The following is a 24,672-nucleotide window of genomic DNA, read 5'->3' as shown; positions in this document are numbered from 1 at the left end:
CAATGACTGCCCACGACTGGGCCGATATGGTCTGTGACGAATCACGAGTGCCACCCTCTATGAACCCTGGTTCCGTGGCCGGCAACCCTCCATGCGTGTGGGGTGCTCCAGGTGAGGATTCGGCCCGCAGCCCTCTGGTGCGGGCAAGACGCGACCCGAGGTAGTGCATGAGTACGTCCACCCTGACCATCGATTCCGAGCAGTCCATCGTCCACGGGCTGAATATCGGCCGTCCTCGCCCGGCCATGAAATGGGTATGGATCCTGGGCTTGGGCGGGGTGTTCTTCGAGGCCTACGCCGGTGCGGCCCTGGCATCGGGGTTGGATCCGCTGACCCAGGAGTTGGGGTTGGGCCCCGTCGAGGTCTCCTTGGTGACCAGCACGTACATGTTCGTGGCGATCTTTGTCTGCCCCTTCGCTGGAGGCCTGTCCGACAAATTCGGCCGGCTGAACGTCTTGTTGGCGGCCAAGGTCCTTGCGTTGCTCGCGATGGTGATCGGTATGACCGCCGGCAGTTTCGAGATGCTCATCGTGTCTCGGGTGCTGGCCGGCGTGGCCTGGGCGATGGACTTCGGGGCGCTGCTGACCTACATCTCCGAGTTCCTGTCGGACCGGCATCAGAGCAAGCTCAACCGCTGGCAGGGCATGTGGTACGTGGCCACCACTTCCAACCTGTTAATCACGTACGTGATCTACCAGTTCCAGGTGGGTACCTCGATCTGGCGCTGGTTGCTGGCCAGCTGTGCCGTCGTGGCCGTGGTCTTGCTGGTCTCCCAGCGCGCCGTGCTGGTGGAGTCCCCGCGCTGGCTGGCCTCCAAGGGCCGGTATGCAGAAGCGACCGTGGCCCTGCAGCGGATGTACGACTTCTCCGGCGAGGCCCAGGTCACCGCTGCCGACGACACCCTGGCCACCGCTGGAGAGGCGCGCGAAGGGGGCCAGATCGGCGTGCTGTTCCGTGCGCCCTATCGGCGTCGTACCATCCTGGCGAATGTCGCCTGGGTCGCGGAGGCCTGCCAGTACTACGCCATCGGCTGGTACCTGCCGATCATCGCCCTGACCCTGTTCGGGGAGAGCTTCGCGGCGGCCACCCTCGGTGCGGCGGTCTTCAACGTGCTGGGCATCGTCGGCGGATTCGCCGCCGCCGGGCTGGCGGCTCGACTGCGCATCCGCGGGGCCGTCCAGCTTGGCTTCGCCGCGTGCGCGGTCATCCTCGTGGTGTTCGGCTTGACCCTGGAGACCGCACCCCTGGCCATGTCCATCCTGTTGCCGTCCCTGTTCATCCTCTTCCATTCGGCCCTGGCCGCCCCTGGCGGGGCGGCGTTGTCAGCACTGGCCTATCCCAGCCATTTGCGTGGCCTGGGTATGGGCGTCTCCACCACCTTCTGCAACATCGGTGCAGCCGGCGGCTTGTTCTTGTTCCCCCTGCTGCAGGCTTCGCTGGGCACCTCGGGCGCCATCGTGGCCATGGCTGCCGTGCCGTTTATTGGCTTCCTCACGGCCACCGTCATCCGCTGGGACCCGGACCGGAGCACCGATTCTCGAGGCGACGCACTGCCCGAGGCGGCGACCACTCCCGGCAGCACTGAGGTCGCTGAAGTCCTCGGACGGTAGGTGCCCGTTCGTCAAGAGTCGCTTGGCATTCCACATCCATCCGCCAGCAAACCACCCTCGGTGGGGCGCGGCCAGCAGACGCGACTACCTCCGGGAGGCTCATTTCTTTTCCCTCCCCCGGGAGGACCGTTCATGGCAGTCGCTCCCTCAGCCGTCGACGCCCCGGGCTTGTCTCGAACTCCGAAGTGTCAGGGCGGGTATACCCGATTTCACACTTGAGGTCCTGACGTCAGATTGCCGTCAGAGCGGGTTGCGAATCGGTCATTGAACGGTCATGTCGAATCGGGCTTAGAGGTGGTTTGTCAGGGTCGCGTCTCCGTGCAGTCGTATGTGACGACACGATCCACAATGTCTCTCAACCTATGGGTTGCAAGACGTCTCACGAGTGCATTCTTGAGCACAGGAGGACGGCGCGGATTTCTGGTCTTCACGAGCCCCCTCGGATTCTCGCAACTATGCATCGGAACGTAGCGGCTGGGATTGCGTAGTCACGGTCGGTTGCGAGACACCTGATGTGGCCATGGCAAGCTGATCCGTAAGGGCCAGCAGTAAGGACGGTTAGAGAGGTCTTCGAGGATGGTGGCATCAGCTGCGCCACCCGGAAAGCGGATTTCTTCGTTCTGCGCGCCACGATGAGACAGCCTGGCTTGGCAACTGAATCCTATTTCGTCTTCCGCACAGGTAACACTTAAAGGCAAGCTTGGCGTTCAGAAGGTAAGTCTCGTAAGCTGTAGGTAGCCCGTCGCGCTGAGTGGCGGGAAGTGAGCCCGAGACCCGGCCGGACGACCGCGGCGCTCGGGCTTCGCGTTTTAATCGCGCGGATCAGACTTGGCGTACGGTGCGAATGCAACTACGACGGCGCCAGTCGCCGCCCTTTGCATAAGCCCAAGCCAAAGCGTCTGGAATGGCAAGTAGGGGTTCGGCCACTGCCGTCTCGTGGCGGTATTTCACTGTGCTGCCCAGGCGGCGCGTTGCCTCGATAAGCTGCTGGCGATCCCAATTTTCCAATGTCGCATCTCGTTCGAGGATGAGGTGCCGATGACCATGCTGAGTGGCATCCTCAACCATGGCGCGCAGACAAGCCGCCCGGGCATCGCGCTGGGTGCGGTAGCGGTTGCCAGCGTCGTACACCATGGCTTCGATGTCCAGCTTCTCGATAGCGGACAGAATCTGACGCTTCCGGGAGTCCCGTTCATCCTTCATGTGCAGACGTCGTTGGCCGGGAAGAATTAGACCCTGCATGCATTTCCGAGCGGGCGTCAGATCTTTCGGAAGCACGACTCCCACCACCATGAGGTAGTCACGACGTTTGGTTTCGTCGACGAACAAGTGCCCGCTCATCAGTTGAGCCTTGCTGAGTGCCTTGAGGAAGCATCGCATGGGCTATCAAGAGCAACACCGGCGCTATGGCAGGGTTTGCAGGCACTCCTCTCTGAAGGGTGCTTAGTCACCATCATTCTCCTGCTGCTTGTTCCGATTGCGGTTAGAAGTCACTGGCTGGCCCGGTTCGTTGAGATCGATGATGAGGACATCGCCCTCCATGCGTGGGATCCAACGTTTTGCTTGCGAGGTATCCAATTCGATGAACTTTGTGAACATGGTTCCCGCCACTAATACAGGGCCTCGATTAGGCTGCTTATTTCCCTTAGCGACGCCCTGCCGGCGCGCTGGATATGCGTTGGGGGTAGCCAAGGGTACGGCCTGAAGTCCAATGACTCGGCGGTCCTCATCCCATAGGAATTGAACCGCCTCTGGGTCGTCCAGTAGGCGCACGGCTGCATCATTCAATGAGAAGAGTCCCTTCTTTTGAATTGTCACGCTCGGGACACTAGGGACAGGAGCGCTGCCCTTCTCAAAAACTTTGAACGCCATGGCCTTCTCCGAACTTTCGTGCCTGGGAACTACATCTTGACTTGCAAGCCCCAGCATACCCCACTGGCCCTGTAGACGCAGCCGGAAAACTTAGGAAACGCATTAGAGAACTGTGACGGCGTGTCCGACGACTCGGTGATTTGGAATGACCGCTTTGGGCTCCCCCCCAGCTAGTCCATCGCGCCTGTTCCCGTGCCCGGAAGATGCGCTGGTTAATGTTCGAAGTCTTGAATGCGCCCATTAGGGCCATAGATGTTGCGAATTGCTCCGATATGAAGCTGGAGTGCGCGATAGGGGGCGCTGGACGCGGAAGCGGGTGCGGCGCTGGGTGATCGGGGGCACTTATCCGTTGAAGTCAAGCGGAACCGTTCATGTACTGAGTCAGAGAGTGATAGCTGTCGGCGAGAGCCCCCCGGGATTGTCCTCCCGTGCGAGTAAAGCCAGGTAGCGATACACGGTGGCCCGGCTGACTCCGAGCAGCTTGGCGATTTCAGGCGGGGTGAGCCCGGCGTGCCGGTACTGGCCGGCCTGTCGGACCTTCTCGGCCTCGGGGGTGACCGCGGGCCGACCGCCCTTGCGGCCGCGGGCCGCGGCGGCGGCCATGCCGGCCTTAGTGCGCTCGGCCAGCTGGTCACGTTCGAGTTGAGCGAAGGCGGACATGACCGTGAGCATCGCTTTGCCCATCGATCCGGTCGTGGCGATCCCCTCGGTGAGGGACCGGAAGTGGATGTTCTGAGATTCGAGTTGATCGATCAGATCAAGCAGCTGGCGGGTGTTGCGGCCAAGCCTGTCCAGCTTCCACACCACCAGCTCGTCGCCGGCGCGAGCGTGTTCAAGCAGCTTGTCCAGCTGTGCCCGCCTCGCTTTGGTCCCGCTGACGCCGTGGTCCGTGTAGACCTTCAGACATCCCGCTTCCTTCAGTGCGCGGGTCTGCAGGTCCGCGTTTTGCTCGACCGTGCTCACTCGTGCGTATCCCAGGCTTGCCATCAGGGCCTCGTCTCATCAACTCGACAGATTTCAGGTAATCGCGACAATAGCGAATGAGACGGTCAAATGAGACAAAATACCGCGATTGCGGAGTAGGCAAGTTGTCGTTTTCAGAAGACGGCTGCACTGAACGTCAGAAGCCGACTGCACTATAGCAGCGGAGGGGTTGGATCCATCAGGCAACGACGGGCTGCTGCCGGCCATCAGCGGACGCAGGGAGGACTTTCCGCAACCGGCCGTTCGATGCGGCACCGATGGCCTTCGCGCAGGGGTAGTGAATCCGCCAGGATTGACTTGCGCTGCCCTACCTCTCACTAGTGAGGGGCGGCAGCGCATCAAGCGGTGAGCGCACTCCGGCACCGCCAACTTTCAGCACATGCGTGTAAATCATCGTCGTAGAGACGTCGGAATGGCCGAGCAGATCCTGCACGGTTCGAATGTCGTAACCGCTGCGGAGCAAGGCCGTCGCGAACGAGTGGCGGAGGGTGTGCGGTGTGGCGGGCTTCGTGATGCCTGCTTGTTCTACGGCACGTTTGAAGGCGCGCTGAAAGGTCTGGTCATACATGTGATGGCGACGCACGACACCGCTCCGTGGATCGGTCGAATGCGTGTGCTGCGCAAAAACCCAGAACCACGGCCAGGAATGCCCGGCGCGCGGATACTTCCGCTCAAGGGCGTCGGGAAGCGCAACGCCGCTGCGGCCCTCGGCCTGGTCCTTCAGCCACCATGCCCGTGCACGCGACAGCTGCTCGCGCAGGCTGGGTGCCAAGCTCTCGGGTAACATCAAGGCCCGATCCTTGGAGCCCTTGCCCTCCCGCACGATGATCGTGCCGTGATCGAAATCCAGATCCTTGACCCGCAGTTGCAAACCCTCACTGATCCGCATGCCCGTTCCATACAGAAGCTGGGCGAACAAACGATGCTCGCCTTCCAGAAAACCGAGGATGCGAACCACTTCATCCGGGGTCAGCACCACCGGCAAGCGCCGCGACGGCCGAGGTCTTCCGATCTCCTGAAGCCAGGGCAGATCCGTGCACAGCACCTTGCCGTAGAAGAACAGCAAGGCCGCCAATGCCTGACGATGCGTGGAGACCGAAACCTTGCGCTCGTTCGCCAGCCAGGACAGAAATGCCTCGACTTCGCTGCTGCCCAAGGTTGCCGGGTGACGCACACCGTGGAAACGGATGAAGGCACGAACCCAGTGGACATAAGCCTGTTCGGTTCGTAAGCTGTAATGCAAGTAGCGTATGCGCTCACGCAACTGGTCCAGAACCTTGACCGAACGCAGCGGTGGTAACGGCGCAGTGGCGGTTTTCATGGCTTGTTATGACTGTTTTTTTGTACAGTCTATGCCTCGGGCATCCAAGCAGCAAGCGCGTTACGCCGTGGGTCGATGTTTGATGTTATGGAGCAGCAACGATGTTACGCAGCAGGGCAGTCGCCCTAAAACAAAGTTAGACATCATGAGGGTAGCGGTGACCATCGAAATTTCGAACCAACTATCAGAGGTGCTAAGCGTCATTGAGCGCCATCTGGAATCAACGTTGCTGGCCGTGCATTTGTACGGCTCCGCAGTGGATGGCGGCCTGAAGCCATACAGCGATATTGATTTGTTGGTTACTGTGGCCGTAAAGCTTGATGAAACGACGCGGCGAGCATTGCTCAATGACCTTATGGAGGCTTCGGCTTTCCCTGGCGAGAGCGAGACGCTCCGCGCTATAGAAGTCACCCTTGTCGTGCATGACGACATCATCCCGTGGCGTTATCCGGCTAAGCGCGAGCTGCAATTTGGAGAATGGCAGCGCAATGACATTCTTGCGGGTATCTTCGAGCCAGCCATGATCGACATTGATCTAGCTATCCTGCTTACAAAAGCAAGAGAACATAGCGTTGCCTTGGTAGGTCCGGCAGCGGAGGAATTCTTTGACCCGGTTCCTGAACAGGATCTATTCGAGGCGCTGAGGGAAACCTTGAAGCTATGGAACTCGCAGCCCGACTGGGCCGGCGATGAGCGAAATGTAGTGCTTACGTTGTCCCGCATTTGGTACAGCGCAATAACCGGCAAAATCGCGCCGAAGGATGTCGCTGCCGACTGGGCAATAAAACGCCTACCTGCCCAGTATCAGCCCGTCTTACTTGAAGCTAAGCAAGCTTATCTGGGACAAAAAGAAGATCACTTGGCCTCACGCGCAGATCACTTGGAAGAATTTATTCGCTTTGTGAAAGGCGAGATCATCAAGTCAGTTGGTAAATGATGTCTAACAATTCGTTCAAGCCGACCGCGCTACGCGCGGCGGCTTAACTCCGGCGTTAGATGCACTAAGCACATAATTGCTCACAGCCAAACTATCAGGTCAAGTCTGCTTTTATTATTTTTAAGCGTGCATAATAAGCCCTACACAAATTGGGAGATATATCATGAAAGGCTGGCTTTTTCTTGTTATCGCAATAGTTGGCGAAGTAATCGCAACATCCGCATTAAAATCTAGCGAGGGCTTTACTAAGCTTGCCCCTTCCGCCGTTGTCATAATCGGTTATGGCATCGCATTTTATTTTCTTTCTCTGGTTCTGAAATCCATCCCTGTCGGTGTTGCTTATGCAGTCTGGTCGGGACTCGGCGTCGTCATAATTACAGCCATTGCCTGGTTGCTTCATGGGCAAAAGCTTGATGCGTGGGGCTTTGTAGGTATGGGGCTCATAATTGCTGCCTTTTTGCTCGCCCGATCCCCATCGTGGAAGTCGCTGCGGAGGCCGACGCCATGGTGACGGTGTTCGGCATTCTGAATCTCACCGAGGACTCCTTCTTCGATGAGAGCCGGCGGCTAGACCCCGCCGGCGCTGTCACCGCGGCGATCGAAATGCTGCGAGTCGGATCAGACGTCGTGGATGTCGGACCGGCCGCCAGCCATCCGGACGCGAGGCCTGTATCGCCGGCCGATGAGATCAGACGTATTGCGCCGCTCTTAGACGCCCTGTCCGATCAGATGCACCGTGTTTCAATCGACAGCTTCCAACCGGAAACCCAGCGCTATGCGCTCAAGCGCGGCGTGGGCTACCTGAACGATATCCAAGGATTTCCTGACCCTGCGCTCTATCCCGATATTGCTGAGGCGGACTGCAGGCTGGTGGTTATGCACTCAGCGCAGCGGGATGGCATCGCCACCCGCACCGGTCACCTTCGACCCGAAGACGCGCTCGACGAGATTGTGCGGTTCTTCGAGGCGCGGGTTTCCGCCTTGCGACGGAGCGGGGTCGCTGCCGACCGGCTCATCCTCGATCCGGGGATGGGATTTTTCTTGAGCCCCGCACCGGAAACATCGCTGCACGTGCTGTCGAACCTTCAAAAGCTGAAGTCGGCGTTGGGGCTTCCGCTATTGGTCTCGGTGTCGCGGAAATCCTTCTTGGGCGCCACCGTTGGCCTTCCTGTAAAGGATCTGGGTCCAGCGAGCCTTGCGGCGGAACTTCACGCGATCGGCAATGGCGCTGACTACGTCCGCACCCACGCGCCTGGAGATCTGCGAAGCGCAATCACCTTCTCGGAAACCCTCGCGAAATTTCGCAGTCGCGACGCCAGAGACCGAGGGTTAGATGTTGCTGGCCATGAGGTTGTTGACGTTTCTTGGGGGTAGCGGCACAGACGGGTAGATTGGGACGCATGTCGAGCCCTGAATCGGACACTCAGGGGCTTTCGGTCACGCCGTCAGCCCCTCACCTTCGCTGAGCCCTCAGCTCTCTGCTGCCCTGTGCTGTGTGCAGCACGACATTCGGGTGTCCTCTGGGCGCTGACCGTAGTGACGAGACGTTCTCTTGTTCGCACTCTCGCTTCGGAGCTACCTCGATGCCTTTCGCTCTCTATCTTCTTGCCCTGGTGGTCTTCGCCATGGGTACTTCCGAGTTCATGCTCGCCGGCCTCGTGCCCGACATTTCCACATACTTCGGCGTTCCCGTGGGGACAGCTGGTCTCCTGACATCGGCATTCGCCGCGGGCATGGTGATCGGCGCACCTGCGATGGCCGCCCTCACTCGTCGCCTCCCCGTGAAATCGACACTCTTGGGTTGCGTGACTGTATTCGCGGCGGCTCATGTCGTCGGGGCGCTGACGCCCGACTTCACTGTTCTGTTCATCACGCGCGTGATCGCCGCGATTGTCAACGCAGGCTTCTTGGCGGTCGCACTGGGCGCGGCGACGAAACTCGTGGCACCCAACGCCAAAGGTCGGGCCGTATCGATTCTGCTGGCGGGCACCACCGTCGCAACCGTCGCCGGCGTCCCCGCGGGTGCCGTACTTGGTACGGCCCTTGGCTGGCAGTCGACGTTCTGGGCGATCGCTCTCCTCTGCGTCCCCGCTGCGATCGGCATTGCCGCGGGCTTCACCACTCAAGCTGGCGACACGTCCGAGAAGGATTCGTCCTCGCTGCGGATGGAGTTGGCGCAGCTTGCCTCTCCGCGCCTCGTTCTGACGATGATGCTGGCTGCCCTGGTGAATGCCGGCACCTTCGCAACGCTGACCTTCCTTGCGCCGATCGTTACGGGAACCGCCGACCTGAGCCAGTGGTGGGTGTCGGTGGCGCTTGTGCTCTTCGGCGTCGGTTCCTTCATCGGCGTCACCGTTGCGGGACGGCTCGCTGACGCCCGACCTCGCGTCGTCATCATGGGCGGTGGAAGCGTCCTTGTACTCGGCTGGGTCGCCTTGGCGCTCTTCGCGACGAACCCCGTTGCCCTGCTCGGGCTCGTTTTCGCTCAGGGTGTGTTGGGGTTCGCTGTCGGCAGCACGCTGATTACGCGAGTGCTCTATGCGGCGGCGGGTGCACCCACCATGGCGGGTTCGTACGCGACCGCGGCACTCAACGTCGGCGCAGCAGTCGGTCCCATACTTGCCGCTGCCGCGCTCGGCGTGATACCCGGTGCGCTCGGGCCCGTTTGGGTGGCCGTCACCACGACCGCAGCGGCATTGCTGCTCACCATTCCCCTTCTCCGGCTGATCGCGCCCGCCGAGAGCGAAGTGGTCAAGTGACGCACGCTAACTCGCCCTTGACAGTCGAAGGCCGTCGCCGACTCATTGAGCGCTGCCGCTCTCGACCCCTCGCGCATGTCGCCGCAGAGATGGGCATCTCCCGCGCAACCGCATCGAAGTGGGTAACCCGGTACCGCAAGTTCGGTCAACTCGGCCTGCTTGACCGCTCATCTGCTCCAATCCGGCAGCCAAGCGCGACACCTGGCGAGACGCTAGCGCGAATCGAGGAACTACGGCGCGAGCACAAGTGGTCAGCATCCCGCATCACCTTCGAACTGCATGGAGATGGCGTTGCGATCAGTCGGCGCACCGTCACTCGGCACCTAGCCGAGCTCGGCCTGAACCGCCGTCGATTCATCGACCCAAACGGCGAGACGAACCGGCAAGTGCAGACGATCACGGCAAAGCATCCCGGGCACATGGTGCATCTCGACGTCAAGAAAGTCGGACGCATCCCCAACGGCGGTGGTTGGCGGGCTCATGGCAAAGGCAGCCCTGAGGCTCGTGCCGCCGCCCGAGCGAGAACCCGCGGGGCACGCGCCGGGTACGCCTACCTCCATTCCGCAATCGACGGGCACACCCGCCTGGCATACACTGAATCGCTCGAGAACGAACGGGCCACCACCGCCGTCTCGTTCCTGAACCGCGCCCGGGTGTGGTTCGCCGCTCACGGCATCACCCGGATCGAGCGAATCATCACCGACAATGGCGCTTGCTACCGCTCCGCGGCATTCGCCGCCGCTCTGAATGGCGCGGAGCACCGCCGTACGAAGCCCTACACGCCCAAGCACAACGGGAAAGTCGAACGCTACAACCGCATCCTCGCTGAAGAGTTCCTGTACGCAAGGACCTGGAACTCAGAAGACCAGCGCGAGAAAGCGCTGGAAACCTGGAACCTGCACTACAACTACCACCGGCCCCACGGTGTGCATGACGGGAAGCCGCCCGCATCCGCGACACCATTACGCGTCAACAACGTCCTGGCCTCATACAGTTAGATCATGCCTAGCATTCACCTTCCGGCCGCCCGCTAGCGGACCCTGGTCAGGTTCCGCGAAGGTGGGCGCAGACATGCTGGGCTCGTCAGGATCAAACTGCACTATGAGGCGGCGGTTCATACCGCGCCAGGGGAGCGAATGGACAGCGAGGAGCCTCCGAACGTTCGGGTCGCCTGCTCGGGTGATATCGACGAGGTTGTGCGGCTGATGCACGACGCTGCGGCGTGGATGTCCGCCAAGGGAACGCCCGCCTGGGACGTCGCGCGGATCGACCGGACATTCGCGGAGACCTTCGTCCTGAGATCCGAGCTCCTAGTCGCGAGTTGCAGCGACGGCATCGTCGGCTGTTGCACCTTGTCGGCCGAGGATCCCGAGTTCTGGCCCGACGCCCTCAAGGGGGAGGCCGCATATCTGCACAAGCTCGCGGTGCGACGGACACATGCGGGCCGGGGTGTCAGCTCCGCGCTGATCGAGGCTTGCCGCCATGCCGCGCGAACGCAGGGGTGCGCCAAGCTGCGGCTCGACTGCCACCCGAACCTGCGTGGCCTATACGAGCGGCTCGGATTCACCCACGTCGACACTTTCAATCCCGGCTGGGATCCAACCTTCATCGCAGAACGCCTAGAACTCGAAATCTAACGTCCGTTCGGGCATCGAGGTCCATGTCGGGGTGGGACGGGCCCGTGGCTTCAAGATCACTTGCAGTCCGACCGCGATGTCTTGGTTGCGCGAGAGGTTGTCGATATCCTCCACTTCCATCATCAACCCTGGATAATGCCGCCGCCGTCATCGCCGCCGACGCCCGTGCCGGGCTTTTCGGGCCTGTCAGGCTTGCTCGGCCTTCAGCCTGCCTGGGCGAGATCTCCGGCGGACGGATTAACTGTGACCTTCGCCGGTAAATGGCGGTGTTCTGTCGATGCTCCGTGGCGGGTTTAGTTGGTGGTACCGATGACAAGCGTGGTCTGGCCGTCCGTGGTCGAGAGTCCTGCCGCCGATGCGAGGGCGGCAGTGTCATCGTCAGCAGCCGAGGTGTCCTCGTCGACGTAGCCAGATCTCCAGGGGAATGGTCGTCAGTGGCGGTACCGCGGCGATGATCGAGAGAGCTGTGACCCGCCATGGCCACCGCAGGGTGATGGCGGTGATGAGCGCTATGGCGAGGTAGATGAGGAACATGCCGCCGTGCAGGGCGCCGAAGATGCTGACACCGACGTCGGTTGTGCCCGTCACGTACTTGAGGAACATCCCGGCGAGCAGACCAGCCCAGGTGAAGGCTTCGAGAAAGGCCGCGACGATGGAGACTCTTGCCACAAGCGGAAGTCCATAACGCTGCTGGGTGCTTGCGCTCATTGGTTCGCCTCGTTGCTCGGGAGTTCGTCTGCGTCCGCGACGGAGCGGGCGAGGTGCTCTGCCAGCGCGGCGCGCAGCTGGTGGGGTAGTGGGATCGCGCCGACGGATTCGCTGAGCCAAAGACCGTCGGCAGCGAGGTAGGCGACCATCTTCTGCAGTGCCCGAGGGTCGGTCGGGTCGATGCTGGCGGGGTCGGGGACCCAGCGAGTGATGACTCGTTTCCACGGCTTGCTGAGTTCGCTGTCGGTGCTCGCTTCGAGCATAAGCAGTAACTCCGCGCCGGTGGCGCCGCGGGCGCTGACTCGGGCATAGGCGGCGAGTCGCTCATCCTGCGATGCCTCATCCGGGTCCTTGCCCAGTGCGTGGATCATCTCCTCGTCCCAGTGCTGGGCTTGATGTTCGTGCAGCGCGAGCATCATGGCGTCCTTCGAGGGGAAGTGGTAGAGCAGCCCGCCTTTGGTGAGTCCGGAGGCGGCGGCGACGGATTCGTACGTGAGCGCCGTGACGCCGTCGGTCTCGACAACGCTGAGGGCGGCCTTGAGGATCGTGTCCCGTTTACTGGTCCGCATGGGCGGTCCTTTCTCGGTCAGTGCTCGGAGTGCAGCTGTGACTGGGTGCCAGGCAGGTACCGGCGCAGAAGCACTCCGGTGATGACTGCGCCCACCGCGAGAACGACTGCGACGACCAGCATCACAACGAGGTAGGCGGAGTCGAAAGCCGTCGCCGCCGCCTGGAGGATCTCTGCGTCACCCTGCGCAGCAGCCTGTGCCTCAGCGATGCTGTTGCCAGCCGCGTCCGGGGCGCCGTCGGGTAGAACGACGCGTGCGCCGTAGATAGCCGTGAGCAGGCTCCCGAGCACGGACACTGCAATGAGGCTGCCGAACTCGTAGGAGACTTCTTCGATCGAGGCGGCCATGCCTGCTCGGCGCACCGGCACGTTCCCGATAATCGCGGTGGAGGCGACCGCCAAGGCGGCTCCGATACCAGCTCCGGTCAACAGCAGTCCGAGGATCAGCACGCCGAAGGACGACTGGAATCCGATGACCGTCACCACGACGCCGCCGGTGGCGAAGGCGAGACCGCCGGTGATGAGCGCGAGCAGTCCGGTGCGGTGCAGGAACGCGCCCCCCAGGAGCCCTGTCGGCAACGTGCCCACGGCGATCGCGGCGACCAAGAGCCCAGCTTCCAGCGGGCTGAATCCGGCGACCTGCTGGAATCGCTGCGTGGTGACGAGCTGGATGCCCCCGATCGCGAACATCGCGAACGACGCGGCCAGCACTCCGGCAGTGAACGCCGGGTTGCCGAAGATGGAGAACTCCAACAGAGGTTGCTCCATACCTCGCTGACGGCGCACGAACAGCCAGAACCCGATGGCAGCAACGAACAGCGCAACAATGATGGTCGTTGCCGAGGGCGGCGCGTGGCCGATCTCTTTAATGGCCATCACCGTTCCGACAAGCCCGATCATCACCAAGATCGAGGAGATGGCATCCCATCGCTTCGAGGGATCCGGGTCGTTGGCCGGGCGGATCAGCCAGGTAGCGACCAGCGCCAGCACCACAACGGGCACGTTGATCAAGAACACCGAGCCCCACCAGAAGAACTCAAGGAGTGTGCCGCCAATAATCGGGCCGAGGGCGAACCCGATGACCGACATACTTCCCCAGACCGCGATGGCGATATTGCGCTCACGCTCGACCGTGAAAGTGGTGCGGATCAGCGCCAGGGTGGCCGGCATCATCGCTGCCGCACCGACAGCGAGCACAGCACGCGCAGCGATCAGGACCTCGGGTGACGGAGCGAACGCTGCCAGCAGGGAAGCCAGTCCGAAGATCACCAGACCGACAACAAACATCCGCGTGTGGCCGATGCGATCCCCCAGGGTTCCGCTGCCCAGCAACAGCCCCGCCATCACCAGGGGGTAGGCATTGATGATCCAGAGGTTCTGTGTGTTCGAAGCCTGCAGTTCCTCAGTCAGCGTCGGCAGGGCCGTGTAGAGAATCGAGTTATCCAAGGTGATCAGCAGCAGACCTGCTCCAACCGTCACCAGCAGCGACCAGCGTCGCCTCTTCGTCATCGCGGACATGCGCGTCTTCCCCTCGTCGTGAACGACATAACTGTACCGGATGGATGGTGTAGTTAAGTCGACGGAGGGAGAGACTCACGGCGCGCGCTATGCATGGCGTGCGGGCGGCGAAGCTTGGAAGGTTTTAGAGCGAAGGCGCGGCACTTCGATGCAGGCAAAACCGGACGAGCTGGTGCCTCAGTTGGGTACAGCTTTCCAAGGCACCGGCACCGTCGCCACGAGGCCGTCGGCAACCGCCGGGATTCCGGGCCCCACCGTGTCTCGCTAAGTCGTCTCACTGCGAAGTGTCTCGGAATCCCGCTGGCACCGGCTTTGTGAGGCAAAATGGGTTTGTGAGACAACTCGGCTACACCCGCGTGAGCACTGCCGGCCAAGACGCCCAACTCCAGGTCGATGCCCTCCTGGCCGCCGGGGTCCAGAAACGGGACATCTTCGCCGACGTCACCTCCGGCAGCAGAAACGCGGTGGACCGGCCCGGCATGCGCAAGCTGCTCGACTACGCCGAACCCGGGGACACCGTCGTGGTCTGGCGCGTGGACCGGCTCGGTCGGTCCCTGATCGACGTCCTGAACACCGTGAACCTGCTGCGCGACCGGGACGTGCAGGTGAAGTCCATTTCCGACGGCATCGACCCCTCCACGTCCACGGGCCGGCTGATGCTGAACCTGCTCGCCACCCTCGCCGAGTACGAACGCGAGCTGATCGTGGAACGCGTCAACGCCGGCATCGCCGCCGCCCGCGCCGGTGGTACCCGGTTCGGCCGCCCGCCCCTGGACCGCACCGAGATCGCCGACAAGCTCGCCATCGTCAACGAGGCCCGTGCCAAGGGCCGCACCGCCGCCGACGCCGCCCGGCTCGTGGGCTGGAGCCGCGCCACCCTCTACCGCCACCAGCAACAACTGTCAGGGAACCAGGAAGCATCCGGCACGTAGAGAGGGCGACACCGGCAGGCCGCGCCCAATGGATGCCGGCCCGCCTAAATCCGGCCTCCGTCACCGTGGCCCGAAAAGAGCCTCTAACGTTCGCCGCCCCGGGCGCTGCGCCAATCCCGGGCAACGACGCTTCTGGATTGACAGGCTGGACCGCCATTTAACTTCAACAGAATGCCGCCACTTATCGCCAAAAGCCACAGATACCGCCCTGGAAGCCTTGTCGATACTCACTGGAGATCCGGATATTGGCTATGCCGATATCTTTGTCCGCCCACACGGTTGGTCCAAGGAATGGGTGGGGGACCTTCCTGCGCTTGTAAGGCTGACCGATGTGGAGAAAGTGCCCAGGAACCGTGGTGCGAACTGGAATGAGCAGCGTACGCCATACGATGCAGAGCGCGTCGCATACCTGCCTAGAGCATTTCAGCGACTCCAAGATGCTGCGCCAAAGGTTCGTCTTGCGTCTCGGCGGGTAGTGAGGGCTGCCCTCCGCGACGATGCAGAGGATGCTTTCTTGGACGCCATGATCGGGGTCGAAGCGCTGCTTGGTCGAGAGCGCAACGAGATCACCTATCGTCTTGCATTGCGGGCAGCTACAGCTCTGGCGCGCGAATGGGGCGCGGGTGAAGTCTCTGCTCTGGTGACGTTCCTCTACGGTCAGCGCTCTGCCATCGTGCATGGCGCAGGGAAGGTCAAGGAATCTGTCTTATTTCACGGCACGGAATACGCCACCCATGTGTTGGCTCCTTGGTTGCTCCGTGAGCTATTTCAAAACTGGCTAACGGCGCCCGAACCATGGACGCCTGCGGACTTGGATAACAAATTGCTCAGTCGCCTCACGGAGCCGTCGAGCCGCGAGGGCGGCCCAGTAGGGTGATGAGCCTGTGTGATGACTCGGAGATGCCCGGTCACTCCACCCCGTCTGCTATCACCCTGCTATCTACTCGCTATCAGCGAGATACCCCTCCTCAACGTCATACAGGTCGAGGTCGCGGTAGAAGAACAGGGTCAGCCAGCTGACAGTGATCGCGGCGGCGACAGACAGGATCCAAATGATGGGCAGGGCCGGGCTTTCGGCCAGTGCGTGGTTCAGGGCCGTGTGCAGGGTGATGAGACCGAAGACCGCCAGGCCTGCGCTCATCGCCACACTGCCCAGTCGGCGCAGGGCGCGGTTCGTGGCGAAGATGCCGAAGGCTCCGGCGACGCCTATGGCCGGTTTTCTCGACGATCTGGGCGATGGTGTGGACCTCGTTGCGCAGGTGCGCGGCGTAGGCCAGTTTGGTGGGATCGACCACGCTGGGCTGGCCGATCCGCCGGCCCTTGGCAGTGGCCACGGCGCGGGCGTGGGCGGCGGGTTCGATGGCGTAGGTGCGTTCCATCTGCCCGAACAGGCGAGCATGACCACGGCCAGCTGGGACATCGGGTCCTCGGGGTTGGAGGAGTCCACTTTGATCGGGTCGGCCAGGTTCCGCACCCAGACGCCGCGGTCGGCCAGATCGTAGATGAGGTTCAGGGTGTCCCTCATGGTGCGTCCCAGCCGATCCAGGGTGTGCACGACGATCACGTCGCCCTCCCGGGCCTGGTCCAGGACGGCGTGGAGTCCGCGGCGGTTGGTGTTGGCCCCGGATTTCTTGTCGACGTAGATCCGGCCGGCAGCGATTCCCTCCCGGCGCAGGGCGTCGACCTGCCGGTCGAGGTCCTGTTTCGTGGTCGAGACCCGCGTGTACCCGATGTCCATGACCACGCTGTATCCATAGTCAGCTCTGTACGATCCTGTTAGGACGCTGTTTTGGGCTTAGTTCTGGAACAAAATTCATGGCGTGTCGTCGTACCCGTTGACTGCCTCGGGGGAGTGTCCCAGTTCCAAGGAACTGGGACACACGATTGGCAGGGTTTCCGGGGATTCACCAGAATCAGCTCAAAGAGGCGGATGCCGCGGAGCCGGTCATTTCTCGGGGCCCTGATAAGCTCTGGGTTCGTTTCCGACCGCAGGTGGCCGTTTCAGCTCGCGGTCGTCGTTCCAGCCGAGGCGATCGATTCGGCCCATCTCGACTGACATTTGGTTCCGGTAGTGGTGTCGGTCGGCAACGTGCAGTCGTTCCTGCAACTGCCCTGTGTCGATGGCCATGACCCAGGCCTGAGGATCCACACCTTGGTCGGCCGCTGTTCGCACTGACCGTGCCAGCCTGTCGCTGGTATGCCGCGCAACGGCGTACACGCTGTCTGGGTGATGGCCGTTGAGGTACAGGGCAGCTGCTGTCAGCCCCGCCATGGCAGGGCGCCGTGCATCGTCGGCTACTCGGAATGCCTGGACTAGGCGGTCGCACTTGATTTGTGAACCAGCTACGTCCATCACCATGTTGTCTCGGATCGTCTCGTTAGAGGCGATCACGTGGGAGATGAGCGCGGCCTGCTCGTTGGTCAGGCCTGCTCGCGATTCGGCAGATTCAGTCAGCGTGCGAGATGCCCATTTGTACTGGGCGCTTGGAGTCATCGACGTCAGACGCCTGGAGGTCGCTTCATCTAGCCGCGCATGCTCCCTTTCAGGTGCCGGCTTGAACTGCTTCAGATTCTCCTCAGTCGCGGGACGGCGGGCCTGAATCGGTGGCGGGGCTGAGCGTCGAATGAGGTCATCGAGCGCTGTGGTGATGGGTGAGTCCATGAGCTCACGCTCCTCGGTCGTGCTCTGTGTTCGCGCTGGCTCTGCTCGGGGTGTGCCCCCGTGGGTGGGCTAGCTGGTGGCTCGGGGTTTGCGTTGGCCCCCTTCGGGCGGATGGAGTCTCGCTGCGGAGCTGCATGGTTGCTTCTGCGCTGTACTGGGCTGCTTCAGCGAGCTTGTGGGCTGCTGTGGTGATCGCCTGGGCCGAGGGCTCATTGGGGCCTAATGGGACCCATTTGAGGGGAAGGTTAGTGGCGGGGGCGTTGTTGGGGCGTTCGCCTTGAGCTCGGACGTGCCCCAGGAGGTGTCCGGCATTGGCCAGGCCGTCGGTGAGGCGCAGGTGGGCGAAGGCCAGTCGGTTGAGGGTGCCGTCGAGCTGTTGGGCCGTGGCCAGGGTGCGGCGTAGGGCTGCTGGTGTGGACAGGGCTGCTCTGAGGGCTGCGGGGTCGCCGTGAGCCAGTGGTCGGAGTTGGTGGTTCAGTACCTGGGCGGCGTCCAGGGCGGGTTGGATGTGGGGCACCCCGTGGGTGAGGTCGGCGCCGGCGACTTTGACGGTGTGGTCCCAGTGTCGGGCGACGTCGGTCCAGGCTTGGCCTGCTGCGTTCATTCGTTCTAGGGTTTGGGCGGCCTGTTGGGGTGGGAGGTGGCCGTGGGTGGCTGCGGCTTTGATGATGTGCATGGAGGCTCGGTTGATGACCATGGACATCATGGCGGTGCCGCGGAGCATGAAGGAGCTTCCTCGGGCGTCGTGCTGTGCGGTCTCGGGCTCTCTCATCCTGGCTTGATAGTCGCGGTGGATGTTGGCTCCGGTCAGGTTCTCGGGCGTGGCCCCCAGGACTGGTGCTGTCTGGGTCAGCCAGGCGCGTAGGGGGTGTGCAATCCCGGCGCCGGGGGTTGTGGTAGTTAGCTCGGTGATCTGGTGGTGACCCAGGGGTAGGTCGCGTAGTTGGGCGGTGGCATTCAGGACTGCTTGGAGGTCAGTCAGGAGCGCGGTGCTGGCCTGGGACTTGGGTGCGGCGCGTAGGTGGTCGTGCATGGACCCAATAGCGGTGTAGAGGATGTCCCCGGCGTGGCTGAGGGAGGTGTCGATGGCGTGGCCGCGTTCATTGCCGCTGGTTTCTGCGGTGTAGGGCATGGTGGTGCGGATGATGTCGCTGGCTGCTTTGAGATGGGTGCAGGTCGAGAGCAGCTGCGGGGCCGGCTGGTGGGTGGAGTTGGTCGGCACTTCCTTGTCTAGTCGGTCCTGCATGGTGGCCAGAGCCTGTTTGATCTGATGGATCGGTTGGTTGCTGGTGGGACTGGCGTAGGTGTGGTGGGTCCTGACGGTGTAGGTGGCTGCGCTGAGCACGTGGGGCAGGGCGGCCAGAACCTCAGTGGTCCGCACGGGCTCGGCTGGCCCTGGGGTGGTTGCTGCGCGTTTAGGGAAGGGGCGACGCACGAAGGTGTAGAGGTCTTTGCGTGCCATGTCGTAGAGGTCGTGGATGGAGGTCTGGCTCATGCCATCTCACCCACCCAGGCCTGAGCGTTCTGGATCTGCCGACGGGACTCACTCAGAGGCGCGCTGGTCTGGGCCGGCAAGGTGTCCAAGAGGCGGGCTGCCTCAGCCAGCAGCACGCCGGGATCAGTCTGTACGGGGCCGGCTTCGATGTCGGTGGAGGCATCTTCGGTTGGCTGATCGGTAGCCGCCGCGCGCACCTTGCCTTCGGCCAGGTGTAGTTCCATCAGCTCGGGTGCACGGTCGAGTGCGTCGGGGTGTGCGAGCAGTGTGGTGGTGGCGGTGTTGAGCAGGTCCGCGGTGTGGTTCAGGATCTGGCTGGTGTTCATGGTTGTCCCCTCCCAGGGCCGTTTCAGTCGGTGATTCGTCAGTGGTGATGGAGTGCTTACTGCTCGCTGCTGGTGGCCGGTTCCGTGCCCGGCTGCTCGGTGGTGGTGGTCTTCTTGGTCCGGCGTTTGGTGGGTCGGAGTTGGTTCAGTTCAGTTTTGGTCCATCCGTTCTTCTCGGCGTCGGTGAAGGCTTTGCGTTCGGCCTCTAGGGCGGCTTTGAGTTGACGTTCGGCTTCTACGCGTGTGGTCACCGCAGTGGCGATGGCTTCGGCTGCTTGCATGCGCTTGGCGGTGAGCTTGCGGGCTTGTTCAAGGATCTGGGTTGTATCGAGTGTCATGGCTCCAACCTACGCATTCTCAGGGGGCTAAGAAGTGCTTGGTGATGAAGATGTGGAGATCTCTGCGCAGCACTAAGGCTGTGGAGGAACCGATCTTTATGGCGGGTAGCGCGTGGGAGCTGATCCACTGCAGGACGGCCGGCACCGTGCATCCGGTGAGAGCTGCAACCTCATCGGGAGTGAGAACACTGGGACAGCGGGACAGCAGTGCGTCAGAGATCGGTGCGGCCGCTGGGAGTGTGGGCTGGTGGTTGGTGCGAATCGGCTCGGGTGAGCAGGCTGGCTGGGCCATGGGGCTGGTTCCTTTCCTGGATGCCGTTCTTTCGGCGAAGCCCGAAACACTCGGGAACGCAGGTCCTGTCCAGCTGGAGGGACCGAACGTGGAATACCGGAGGGAGCGAGGAACGAGCGAGTGAGGATATGCCGCGAAAGTCGGACCCGCAGGCTTGACGGGTTCTGCGGGACCAGTACTCTCAAAGGCCGAAACGAACGCTCCGCGTACAAGCGAGAGAGGCGGCGGAGCCGCCTGCCTGACCGGCATCGCCGGAGCAAGCTATAGAGTTAGGTGCCCTAACTCGCTTGTCCCTCTTGCCTGGTGGCGCGTGGGGTGGGACACTCGTTCCGAGTGGCGTTGCACTGTGCAGGGGGTGAAGTGATGGCTGATCGGAAGCGTCAGGCGAACGTGCTGGGAGGTCGTCCTGTGCGTCGGGTGGTCAAGCTCTCTGCTTCTGAGGATGCGGCATTGATGGTTGCTGCAGCTGAGTTGGGGGTGACGGTGCCGAGGTTCTTGAAGGAGTCTGCCCTGGCGCTCTCGCGTGGTGAGAGTGCCACGGAGCGTCGGGCGTTGATCACGGAACTGTTTGGTGTGCAGCGTCATCTGGCGGCGGTGGGGAACAACCTGAATCAGATTGCCCGGGGGGTGAACATCGACGGGACGGTCCGTGAGGATCTGGTGGATGTTCTGGAGCATCTGCGCGGGACGCTGCGTGATGCTGATCAGGTGCTGGAGTTGTTGGCTTTGGATCGTGGTGTCTGATGATGCCGAACGTGACCCGAGGGGATCGGATGGCCGGGCTGATGTCCTACCTGGTCGGTCCAGGTCGGTCCAACGAGCACACGGCCCCGATGGTCGTGGCCGGAGATGATCGGGTCCTCTTCGAATTCGAGACCGGTGCCGAGCTCAGTAATGGTGATGCGCTGCGTATCGCAGCGATCCTCGATCAACCCCGGCGGGTGCATGGCACCTCGGTGAGAGTGCCGGTGCGGGAGTGGGATGAGGCTCGCGGGGTGCACGTGAAGACCGGTGAGCGGGATGCTCATGTGTGGCATTGTTCGCTGTCACTGAAGGCAGATGAGGGCAAGCTCGATCCAAAGCTGTGGAACCAGGTTGCGACAGCGTTCGTGGACCGGATGGGGTTCATCGACCCGGACGGGGCCAAGAGCTCACGATGGGTGGCCGTGCACCACGGCACGTCCAAGGCCGGGAATGATCACATCCACATCGCCGTGCAGATGGTCCGGGAGGACGGGACGAAGACGAACACCCACAACGACTTCTCCCGGTCACAGAAAGTGTGTGCAGAGCTGGAGCGAGAGTTCGGACTGCAGGTGGTGGAGACCCGCGAGCACGGCAAGGGCTTGGCCGGGGAGAAGCCGGCTGAGGCCGCACGAGCTCACCGGGAGGACCGTCCCCTGTCGGCCCCATATGAGTTGCGTCGACGCATGCGAGCAGCCTTGGCCAGCAGTCAGAGCCCGGCCCAGTATGTGCAGCGGCTGCGGGATCTGAACGTGCTGGTGGAGCCTTCCTTCCAGAAAGGATCGACTACTCGTGTGCGCGGGTACCGGGTGGCCTTGCCGGCGGTGGAGTCTGGGGATGGGAAGTCCATCCGGTACACCCCCAGCAAGCTCGATGCCAGGCTGGGGTGGCCGGCCATCCTGGGCCGCTTCGACGGTCAGGGTGCGGTTGAGGGTGAGCAGGAGCTGCTGGCCGGTCGAGGTGCTCAGGGTGTTCATCCCACTCGGCGTCACCCGATCGCCCCGGAGAAGGTCGATGCGCTGATCAGTGGGAAGAAGAACATGGGGCCCGATGATCTGGCCCAGATCTACGCCCGCTTGTCTCTGCAGCTTGAACCACGCACTCCGGGTCCGTTGTTCGGGCTCAGTGAGCAGTTCGCCCGCGTTGGCCAGTCCCCGGGATCTGGTGCGTACGCGGTGCGGTTGGCTGCTCGTGCTGGGGGCCGGGATGGCACCCGGGGGTGGATCGCGGTGATGCGTCAAGCTAACCGGCTCAGCCGCACCCTGACAGCACAGCACCTGACCACTTCCCGGCCGCAGTTGGCCGCGACCACGATCGCCTTGATGGAAGCCACCGTGGCCATCAGTCACAGACCAGCGACCCCTCAGCCCACCCGGGTTGGGAGTGCTCGTCCCGCCTTGTTGGGGCGTACTGCAACGGGCAGAGATATCGGAGCCGAACGGTAGGAGGACCCATCATGGCCGAGAACGAAGAATCAGAGATCGCAGGAGAGTTCGGACGCACCCTGCGCCTGGCCCTAGCCGGGGCCATGCAAGCGCGTGAAGTAGCAGCCCGGCGGGCTCAGATGAGCGCTGCGCAGCAGCAGGCTGAGACCGAGCGTCAACGCCATGGGCAGGCGGTGTTGGCCCGGTCGGTGGGCCAGGAGCTGCACTCAACTCAGTTCTGGAAAAAGGCTGGTTCGGAGTCCATTGCCGATCACGTCACCGTGGCCGCCCACCTGGCCCAGCATCACCCTGAGGCTCGGCTGGGGTACATGCACGCCGCTGACCGGTTGCGCAATGACTACGGGGTCAACATCGAACAGATCAACCGGGACCACCCCAACGCCCTGGCCGAGCGTCACGCGGCCCTGAGGGATGCCTTGGATGACTACTTCGACCGATACCGCCAAGACGACCATCACGACGCCGCCCAAGAAGCCCAGCAGCAACAGCAGCTGGAGTCCGAAGAGCAGACCCAGACTGCATCCCGGGAGGCTGACTCAGCGGCAGCTGTCGCTGAAGAGGCAGCGGATCTGGACAAGGCCAGCGACCGTCAGGCAGAGGCACATCTGGACCGGATGAACACCATGACCGCTGAACAGGCCGGGGACCGCCAGCCTGAGACGTATCAGCGGATGACCCCCGAGCAGCTGGCTCAGATCGAACGGGCAGCCAATAACCCTGAGCTGGCCGGAGTGCGCGGTCGACAGAGCCTGACCTTCGGTTCGCCCACCGGGCAGAGAACACAAGCCGCCAGCCAGGCTCTGGGACGGGCCAGGTCCGGCAGGGCCCTGACTCAGGGCAAGGTTCAAGAGGCGGGACTGAGCCGATGAGCCAGGAGAACTTTGCAGACGTCGACGCCTCCGGCGCCGAAACCACCACCGTGGATGAGACGCCGTTGGTGTACGCCAACGCCGAACAGTGGGTCCAGGAATGGCTACTCCCCCACTACCGGCGCAACCTCAACCGGCGTAAATGGGACCCCCGCTGGTGGGCCTACGAAGAAGCCGGCACCGTACTGGAAGCCCTCTGGGAATCCTGGGAGCAGATGCGCAGAGAAGATGCCATTGCGGCGGTGCTATGGTTCCGCGATCTGATGTGGCCCATCATGGACCACCTCACCTCAGAAGACGGCCCCTTCTGGGCCTATGACCCTCCCGCTCAAAGTCAACCGCCTGCCACCTGGCCCACCGAATCCACCCCTGAAGGCTGGTGGGGAGAAGCGTACTGAAGCTGGCCGCGTCCTCGGAGTCGGCTCTTCTGGCGACGGGGCAACTGATTTAATGACCATAAGCATGGACTGTCGGTCCGCCAGCAGAACGATTCAGGAGCAACGATGCCCCTCTTTAGCCGCCGATCAAAGAATCTGCCGTCGGAGAGCGACGGGGTGAGTCCGTTAGTGGATGTTGGCACCATTGTCTCTGCAGACGACGGCAGTAATATCCTGGCAGCCCTTGCAAACAAGGTTGAGCACAATAGCCCCGGATCTGAATACCCAGAGCAGCTTCGACGCGCCGCTCACGCCATCCGTGAGATCACCAGCCTTCACCGCGATGAGCCCGGTCCTACCCAGCAAGACATTGAAGCCGCCATCTGGGAACACGAGAATGCATTGCGCTATCACCTGATCGATAGGAAGTGATTCACGTGAACGTAGTCATTCCCCGCAATTTCTACAGTCAGCTTTTCCGGTCGGCGGCTGAGCGTCATGGTCAGATAATTGCGAGTGCGCACGATGCTGAGGTGGATGACTTCAGTCCAGGAAGCGGCTTCGCTGACTTCTTGTGCAACCTGTGGCGTGTTCGAGAAGCAGACGCCGAGATGGCTTTCCATGATTATGTTGTCGCCTTGCAGGACACCTGTGAGCAACGTGGGGTCACCCCACCCACCCCCGAGGAAATTGCAGCGGGGCAATCCCAGGAGATTAACCGTCATTACTATCCCGACATTGATGTAGAAGCCCTCCTGTCACGGCTGAAGCAAGTGGCTAGGGCGTGTCTCCCTTATCGGTGATGAGGCTCGCGGCAGGCTGGTCGGGTGAGATCAACGGGATCGCGATATCGGGTGTTCACGGACGAGCAGTGGGCGCGGATCGAGCCGTTGTTGCCCTCGAATCATGGCCGGCGCGGGCACCCGTTCGGGGAGCACCGGCGGGTGGTCGAGGGCATCGCCTACCGGTACCGGACCGGGATCCCGTGGCGGGACCTGCCGCGGGAGCAGTTCGGGCCGTGGCAGACGGTGTGGAAACGCCACCGCCGCTACGCCGCGGACGGCACCTGGGACCGAGTCCTGACCCAGGTGCTGGTCGAGGCCGATGCGGCCGGGATGATCGACTGGGCCGTCTCGGTCGATGCCACCATCGCCCGAGCCCATCAGCACGCCACGAACACGGCCCGCCCGGACCAGGACACAGGGGGCCGGGGCGAATCAGAAGAAACTGCCGCTGACCGAGGTTGAACCGCCTGGTCACGGCATCGGGCGCTCCCGC

At 62.5% G+C, this 24,672-nt stretch carries 28 protein-coding genes, 1 pseudogene and 1 riboswitch; of the genes and pseudogenes, 16 read left to right on the top strand and 13 right to left on the bottom strand.

All coding sequences use genetic code 11. From position 1 onward, the window contains the following. The first annotated feature begins 39 nt into the window (after positions 1 to 39). Positions 40 to 156, top strand: a riboswitch (SAM riboswitch). Positions 157 to 167: 11 nt separating this feature from the next. Beyond that, positions 168 to 1,610: an MFS transporter gene (locus BM355_RS13280; protein WP_091699477.1), complete on the top strand. Its 1,443-nt coding sequence runs from the start codon at positions 168 to 170 to the stop codon at positions 1,608 to 1,610. Between the two features lie 822 nt (positions 1,611 to 2,432). On the opposite strand, the gene BM355_RS13275 is transcribed toward BM355_RS13280, so the two are convergent. From BM355_RS13275 to intI1, 4 genes are all read right to left on the bottom strand, one after another. Continuing rightward, complete coding sequence (locus BM355_RS13275) at positions 2,433 to 2,951, bottom strand: hypothetical protein (protein ID WP_245760829.1); 519 nt, start codon at positions 2,949 to 2,951, stop codon at positions 2,433 to 2,435. Between the two features lie 102 nt (positions 2,952 to 3,053). Further along, complete coding sequence (locus tag BM355_RS13270) at positions 3,054 to 3,428, bottom strand: hypothetical protein (protein WP_245760828.1); 375 nt, start codon at positions 3,426 to 3,428, stop codon at positions 3,054 to 3,056. 435 nt (positions 3,429 to 3,863) lie between these two features. Continuing rightward, entirely contained in the window at positions 3,864 to 4,469 is a 606-nt protein-coding gene (locus BM355_RS13265) for a recombinase family protein (RefSeq protein ID WP_091699473.1), read from the bottom strand. 304 nt (positions 4,470 to 4,773) lie between these two features. Then, positions 4,774 to 5,787 carry a class 1 integron integrase IntI1 gene (gene intI1, locus BM355_RS13255; protein ID WP_000845048.1) on the bottom strand — a complete coding sequence of 338 codons (1,014 nt, stop codon included), beginning with the start codon at positions 5,785 to 5,787 and terminating at the stop codon, positions 4,774 to 4,776. 145 nt (positions 5,788 to 5,932) lie between these two features. Between intI1 and BM355_RS13250 the strand changes: the two genes are divergently transcribed. From BM355_RS13250 to BM355_RS13225, 6 genes are all read left to right on the top strand, one after another. Further along, positions 5,933 to 6,724 carry an ANT(3'')-Ia family aminoglycoside nucleotidyltransferase AadA2 gene (locus BM355_RS13250; protein ID WP_001261740.1) on the top strand — a complete coding sequence of 264 codons (792 nt, stop codon included), beginning with the start codon at positions 5,933 to 5,935 and terminating at the stop codon, positions 6,722 to 6,724. A 163-nt stretch (positions 6,725 to 6,887) separates the two neighbouring features. Continuing rightward, positions 6,888 to 7,235, top strand: a complete 348-nt coding sequence (locus BM355_RS13245; RefSeq protein WP_000679427.1) for a quaternary ammonium compound efflux SMR transporter QacE delta 1 — start codon at positions 6,888 to 6,890, stop codon at positions 7,233 to 7,235. Then, positions 7,229 to 8,098, top strand: coding sequence for a sulfonamide-resistant dihydropteroate synthase Sul1 (gene sul1, locus BM355_RS13240; protein WP_091699470.1), 870 nt, complete (start codon positions 7,229 to 7,231; stop codon positions 8,096 to 8,098). Before BM355_RS13245 ends, sul1 begins: the two co-directional genes overlap by 7 nt. A gap of 209 nt (positions 8,099 to 8,307) precedes the next feature. Beyond that, positions 8,308 to 9,483: a Cmx/CmrA family chloramphenicol efflux MFS transporter gene (locus BM355_RS13235; protein ID WP_005882743.1), complete on the top strand. Its 1,176-nt coding sequence runs from the start codon at positions 8,308 to 8,310 to the stop codon at positions 9,481 to 9,483. Continuing rightward, positions 9,480 to 10,481 carry an IS481 family transposase gene (locus tag BM355_RS13230; RefSeq protein WP_091699468.1) on the top strand — a complete coding sequence of 334 codons (1,002 nt, stop codon included), beginning with the start codon at positions 9,480 to 9,482 and terminating at the stop codon, positions 10,479 to 10,481. Before BM355_RS13235 ends, BM355_RS13230 begins: the two co-directional genes overlap by 4 nt. Before the next feature lie 138 nt (positions 10,482 to 10,619). After that, entirely contained in the window at positions 10,620 to 11,120 is a 501-nt protein-coding gene (locus BM355_RS13225; protein WP_000376623.1) for a GNAT family N-acetyltransferase, read from the top strand. 378 nt (positions 11,121 to 11,498) lie between these two features. Here the strand turns inward: BM355_RS13225 and BM355_RS13220 are convergent, their stop codons facing one another. The 3 genes from BM355_RS13220 to BM355_RS13210 are packed head-to-tail and all read right to left on the bottom strand — an operon-like array spanning position 11,499 to position 13,914. Next, positions 11,499 to 11,828: a DUF3817 domain-containing protein gene (locus BM355_RS13220; RefSeq protein WP_177227967.1), complete on the bottom strand. Its 330-nt coding sequence runs from the start codon at positions 11,826 to 11,828 to the stop codon at positions 11,499 to 11,501. Further along, complete coding sequence (locus tag BM355_RS13215; RefSeq protein WP_067718726.1) at positions 11,825 to 12,397, bottom strand: TetR/AcrR family transcriptional regulator; 573 nt, start codon at positions 12,395 to 12,397, stop codon at positions 11,825 to 11,827. Before BM355_RS13215 ends, BM355_RS13220 begins: the two co-directional genes overlap by 4 nt. 17 nt (positions 12,398 to 12,414) lie before the next feature. Then, on the bottom strand, positions 12,415 to 13,914 hold the full coding sequence (locus BM355_RS13210; protein WP_091699464.1) for an MFS transporter: 1,500 nt from the start codon (positions 13,912 to 13,914) through the stop codon (positions 12,415 to 12,417). 332 nt (positions 13,915 to 14,246) lie between these two features. On the opposite strand from BM355_RS13210, the gene BM355_RS13205 reads away from it, so the two are divergent. Both BM355_RS13205 and BM355_RS14865 read left to right on the top strand, forming a co-directional pair. Continuing rightward, positions 14,247 to 14,846, top strand: coding sequence for a recombinase family protein (locus BM355_RS13205; RefSeq protein ID WP_091699462.1), 600 nt, complete (start codon positions 14,247 to 14,249; stop codon positions 14,844 to 14,846). A 514-nt stretch (positions 14,847 to 15,360) separates the two neighbouring features. Continuing rightward, complete coding sequence (locus tag BM355_RS14865) at positions 15,361 to 15,723, top strand: hypothetical protein (protein WP_143109518.1); 363 nt, start codon at positions 15,361 to 15,363, stop codon at positions 15,721 to 15,723. A 63-nt stretch (positions 15,724 to 15,786) separates the two neighbouring features. Here the strand turns inward: BM355_RS14865 and BM355_RS13200 are convergent, their stop codons facing one another. From BM355_RS13200 to BM355_RS14975, 6 genes are all read right to left on the bottom strand, one after another. Beyond that, entirely contained in the window at positions 15,787 to 16,584 is a 798-nt protein-coding gene (locus BM355_RS13200; RefSeq protein WP_245760827.1) for a recombinase family protein, read from the bottom strand. 207 nt (positions 16,585 to 16,791) lie between these two features. Further along, positions 16,792 to 17,508: a hypothetical protein gene (locus BM355_RS14230; protein ID WP_143109517.1), complete on the bottom strand. Its 717-nt coding sequence runs from the start codon at positions 17,506 to 17,508 to the stop codon at positions 16,792 to 16,794. Between the two features lie 4 nt (positions 17,509 to 17,512). Then, the gene (locus tag BM355_RS13195; RefSeq protein WP_091699460.1) at positions 17,513 to 19,003 is read right to left on the bottom strand and encodes a hypothetical protein; all 1,491 of its coding nucleotides are present in this window, start codon (positions 19,001 to 19,003) and stop codon (positions 17,513 to 17,515) included. Beyond that, a complete protein-coding gene (locus BM355_RS13190) occupies positions 19,000 to 19,329 on the bottom strand; it encodes a hypothetical protein (protein ID WP_091699458.1) in 330 nt (109 codons plus the stop codon). Before BM355_RS13190 ends, BM355_RS13195 begins: the two co-directional genes overlap by 4 nt. Positions 19,330 to 19,385: 56 nt before the next feature. Next, positions 19,386 to 19,667 carry a hypothetical protein gene (locus BM355_RS13185; protein WP_143109516.1) on the bottom strand — a complete coding sequence of 94 codons (282 nt, stop codon included), beginning with the start codon at positions 19,665 to 19,667 and terminating at the stop codon, positions 19,386 to 19,388. 19 nt (positions 19,668 to 19,686) lie between these two features. Beyond that, on the bottom strand, positions 19,687 to 19,959 hold the full coding sequence (locus BM355_RS14975; protein ID WP_177227965.1) for a helix-turn-helix domain-containing protein: 273 nt from the start codon (positions 19,957 to 19,959) through the stop codon (positions 19,687 to 19,689). 363 nt (positions 19,960 to 20,322) lie between these two features. Here BM355_RS14975 and mobC point away from each other — a divergent pair, with 363 nt between their 5' ends. The 7 genes and pseudogenes from mobC to BM355_RS13150 all read left to right on the top strand — a co-directional run. After that, a complete protein-coding gene (mobC, locus tag BM355_RS13180) occupies positions 20,323 to 20,703 on the top strand; it encodes a plasmid mobilization relaxosome protein MobC (RefSeq protein ID WP_143109514.1) in 381 nt (126 codons plus the stop codon). A gap of 2 nt (positions 20,704 to 20,705) precedes the next feature. Further along, a complete protein-coding gene (locus BM355_RS13175) occupies positions 20,706 to 22,148 on the top strand; it encodes a relaxase/mobilization nuclease domain-containing protein (protein WP_245760826.1) in 1,443 nt (480 codons plus the stop codon). 11 nt (positions 22,149 to 22,159) lie between these two features. Beyond that, complete coding sequence (locus BM355_RS13170) at positions 22,160 to 23,017, top strand: hypothetical protein (protein ID WP_091699448.1); 858 nt, start codon at positions 22,160 to 22,162, stop codon at positions 23,015 to 23,017. Further along, positions 23,014 to 23,415 (top strand): DUF4913 domain-containing protein, encoded by a 402-nt coding sequence (locus tag BM355_RS13165; RefSeq protein ID WP_091699445.1) that lies wholly within the window; start codon positions 23,014 to 23,016, stop codon positions 23,413 to 23,415. Before BM355_RS13170 ends, BM355_RS13165 begins: the two co-directional genes overlap by 4 nt. 105 nt (positions 23,416 to 23,520) lie before the next feature. Further along, positions 23,521 to 23,826, top strand: coding sequence for a hypothetical protein (locus tag BM355_RS14220; protein ID WP_143109513.1), 306 nt, complete (start codon positions 23,521 to 23,523; stop codon positions 23,824 to 23,826). Positions 23,827 to 23,831: 5 nt separating this feature from the next. Continuing rightward, the gene (locus tag BM355_RS14215) at positions 23,832 to 24,197 is read left to right on the top strand and encodes a hypothetical protein (protein WP_143109512.1); all 366 of its coding nucleotides are present in this window, start codon (positions 23,832 to 23,834) and stop codon (positions 24,195 to 24,197) included. Positions 24,198 to 24,221: 24 nt separating this feature from the next. Further along, positions 24,222 to 24,672: pseudogene (locus BM355_RS13150) on the top strand (IS5 family transposase); the annotation flags it as partial.

The sequence above is a fragment of the Micrococcus terreus genome, from assembly GCF_900116905.1.
Classification (GTDB): Bacteria; Actinomycetota; Actinomycetes; order Actinomycetales; family Micrococcaceae; genus Citricoccus; species Citricoccus terreus.
This window is presented reverse-complemented; position numbering and strand designations above follow the sequence as displayed.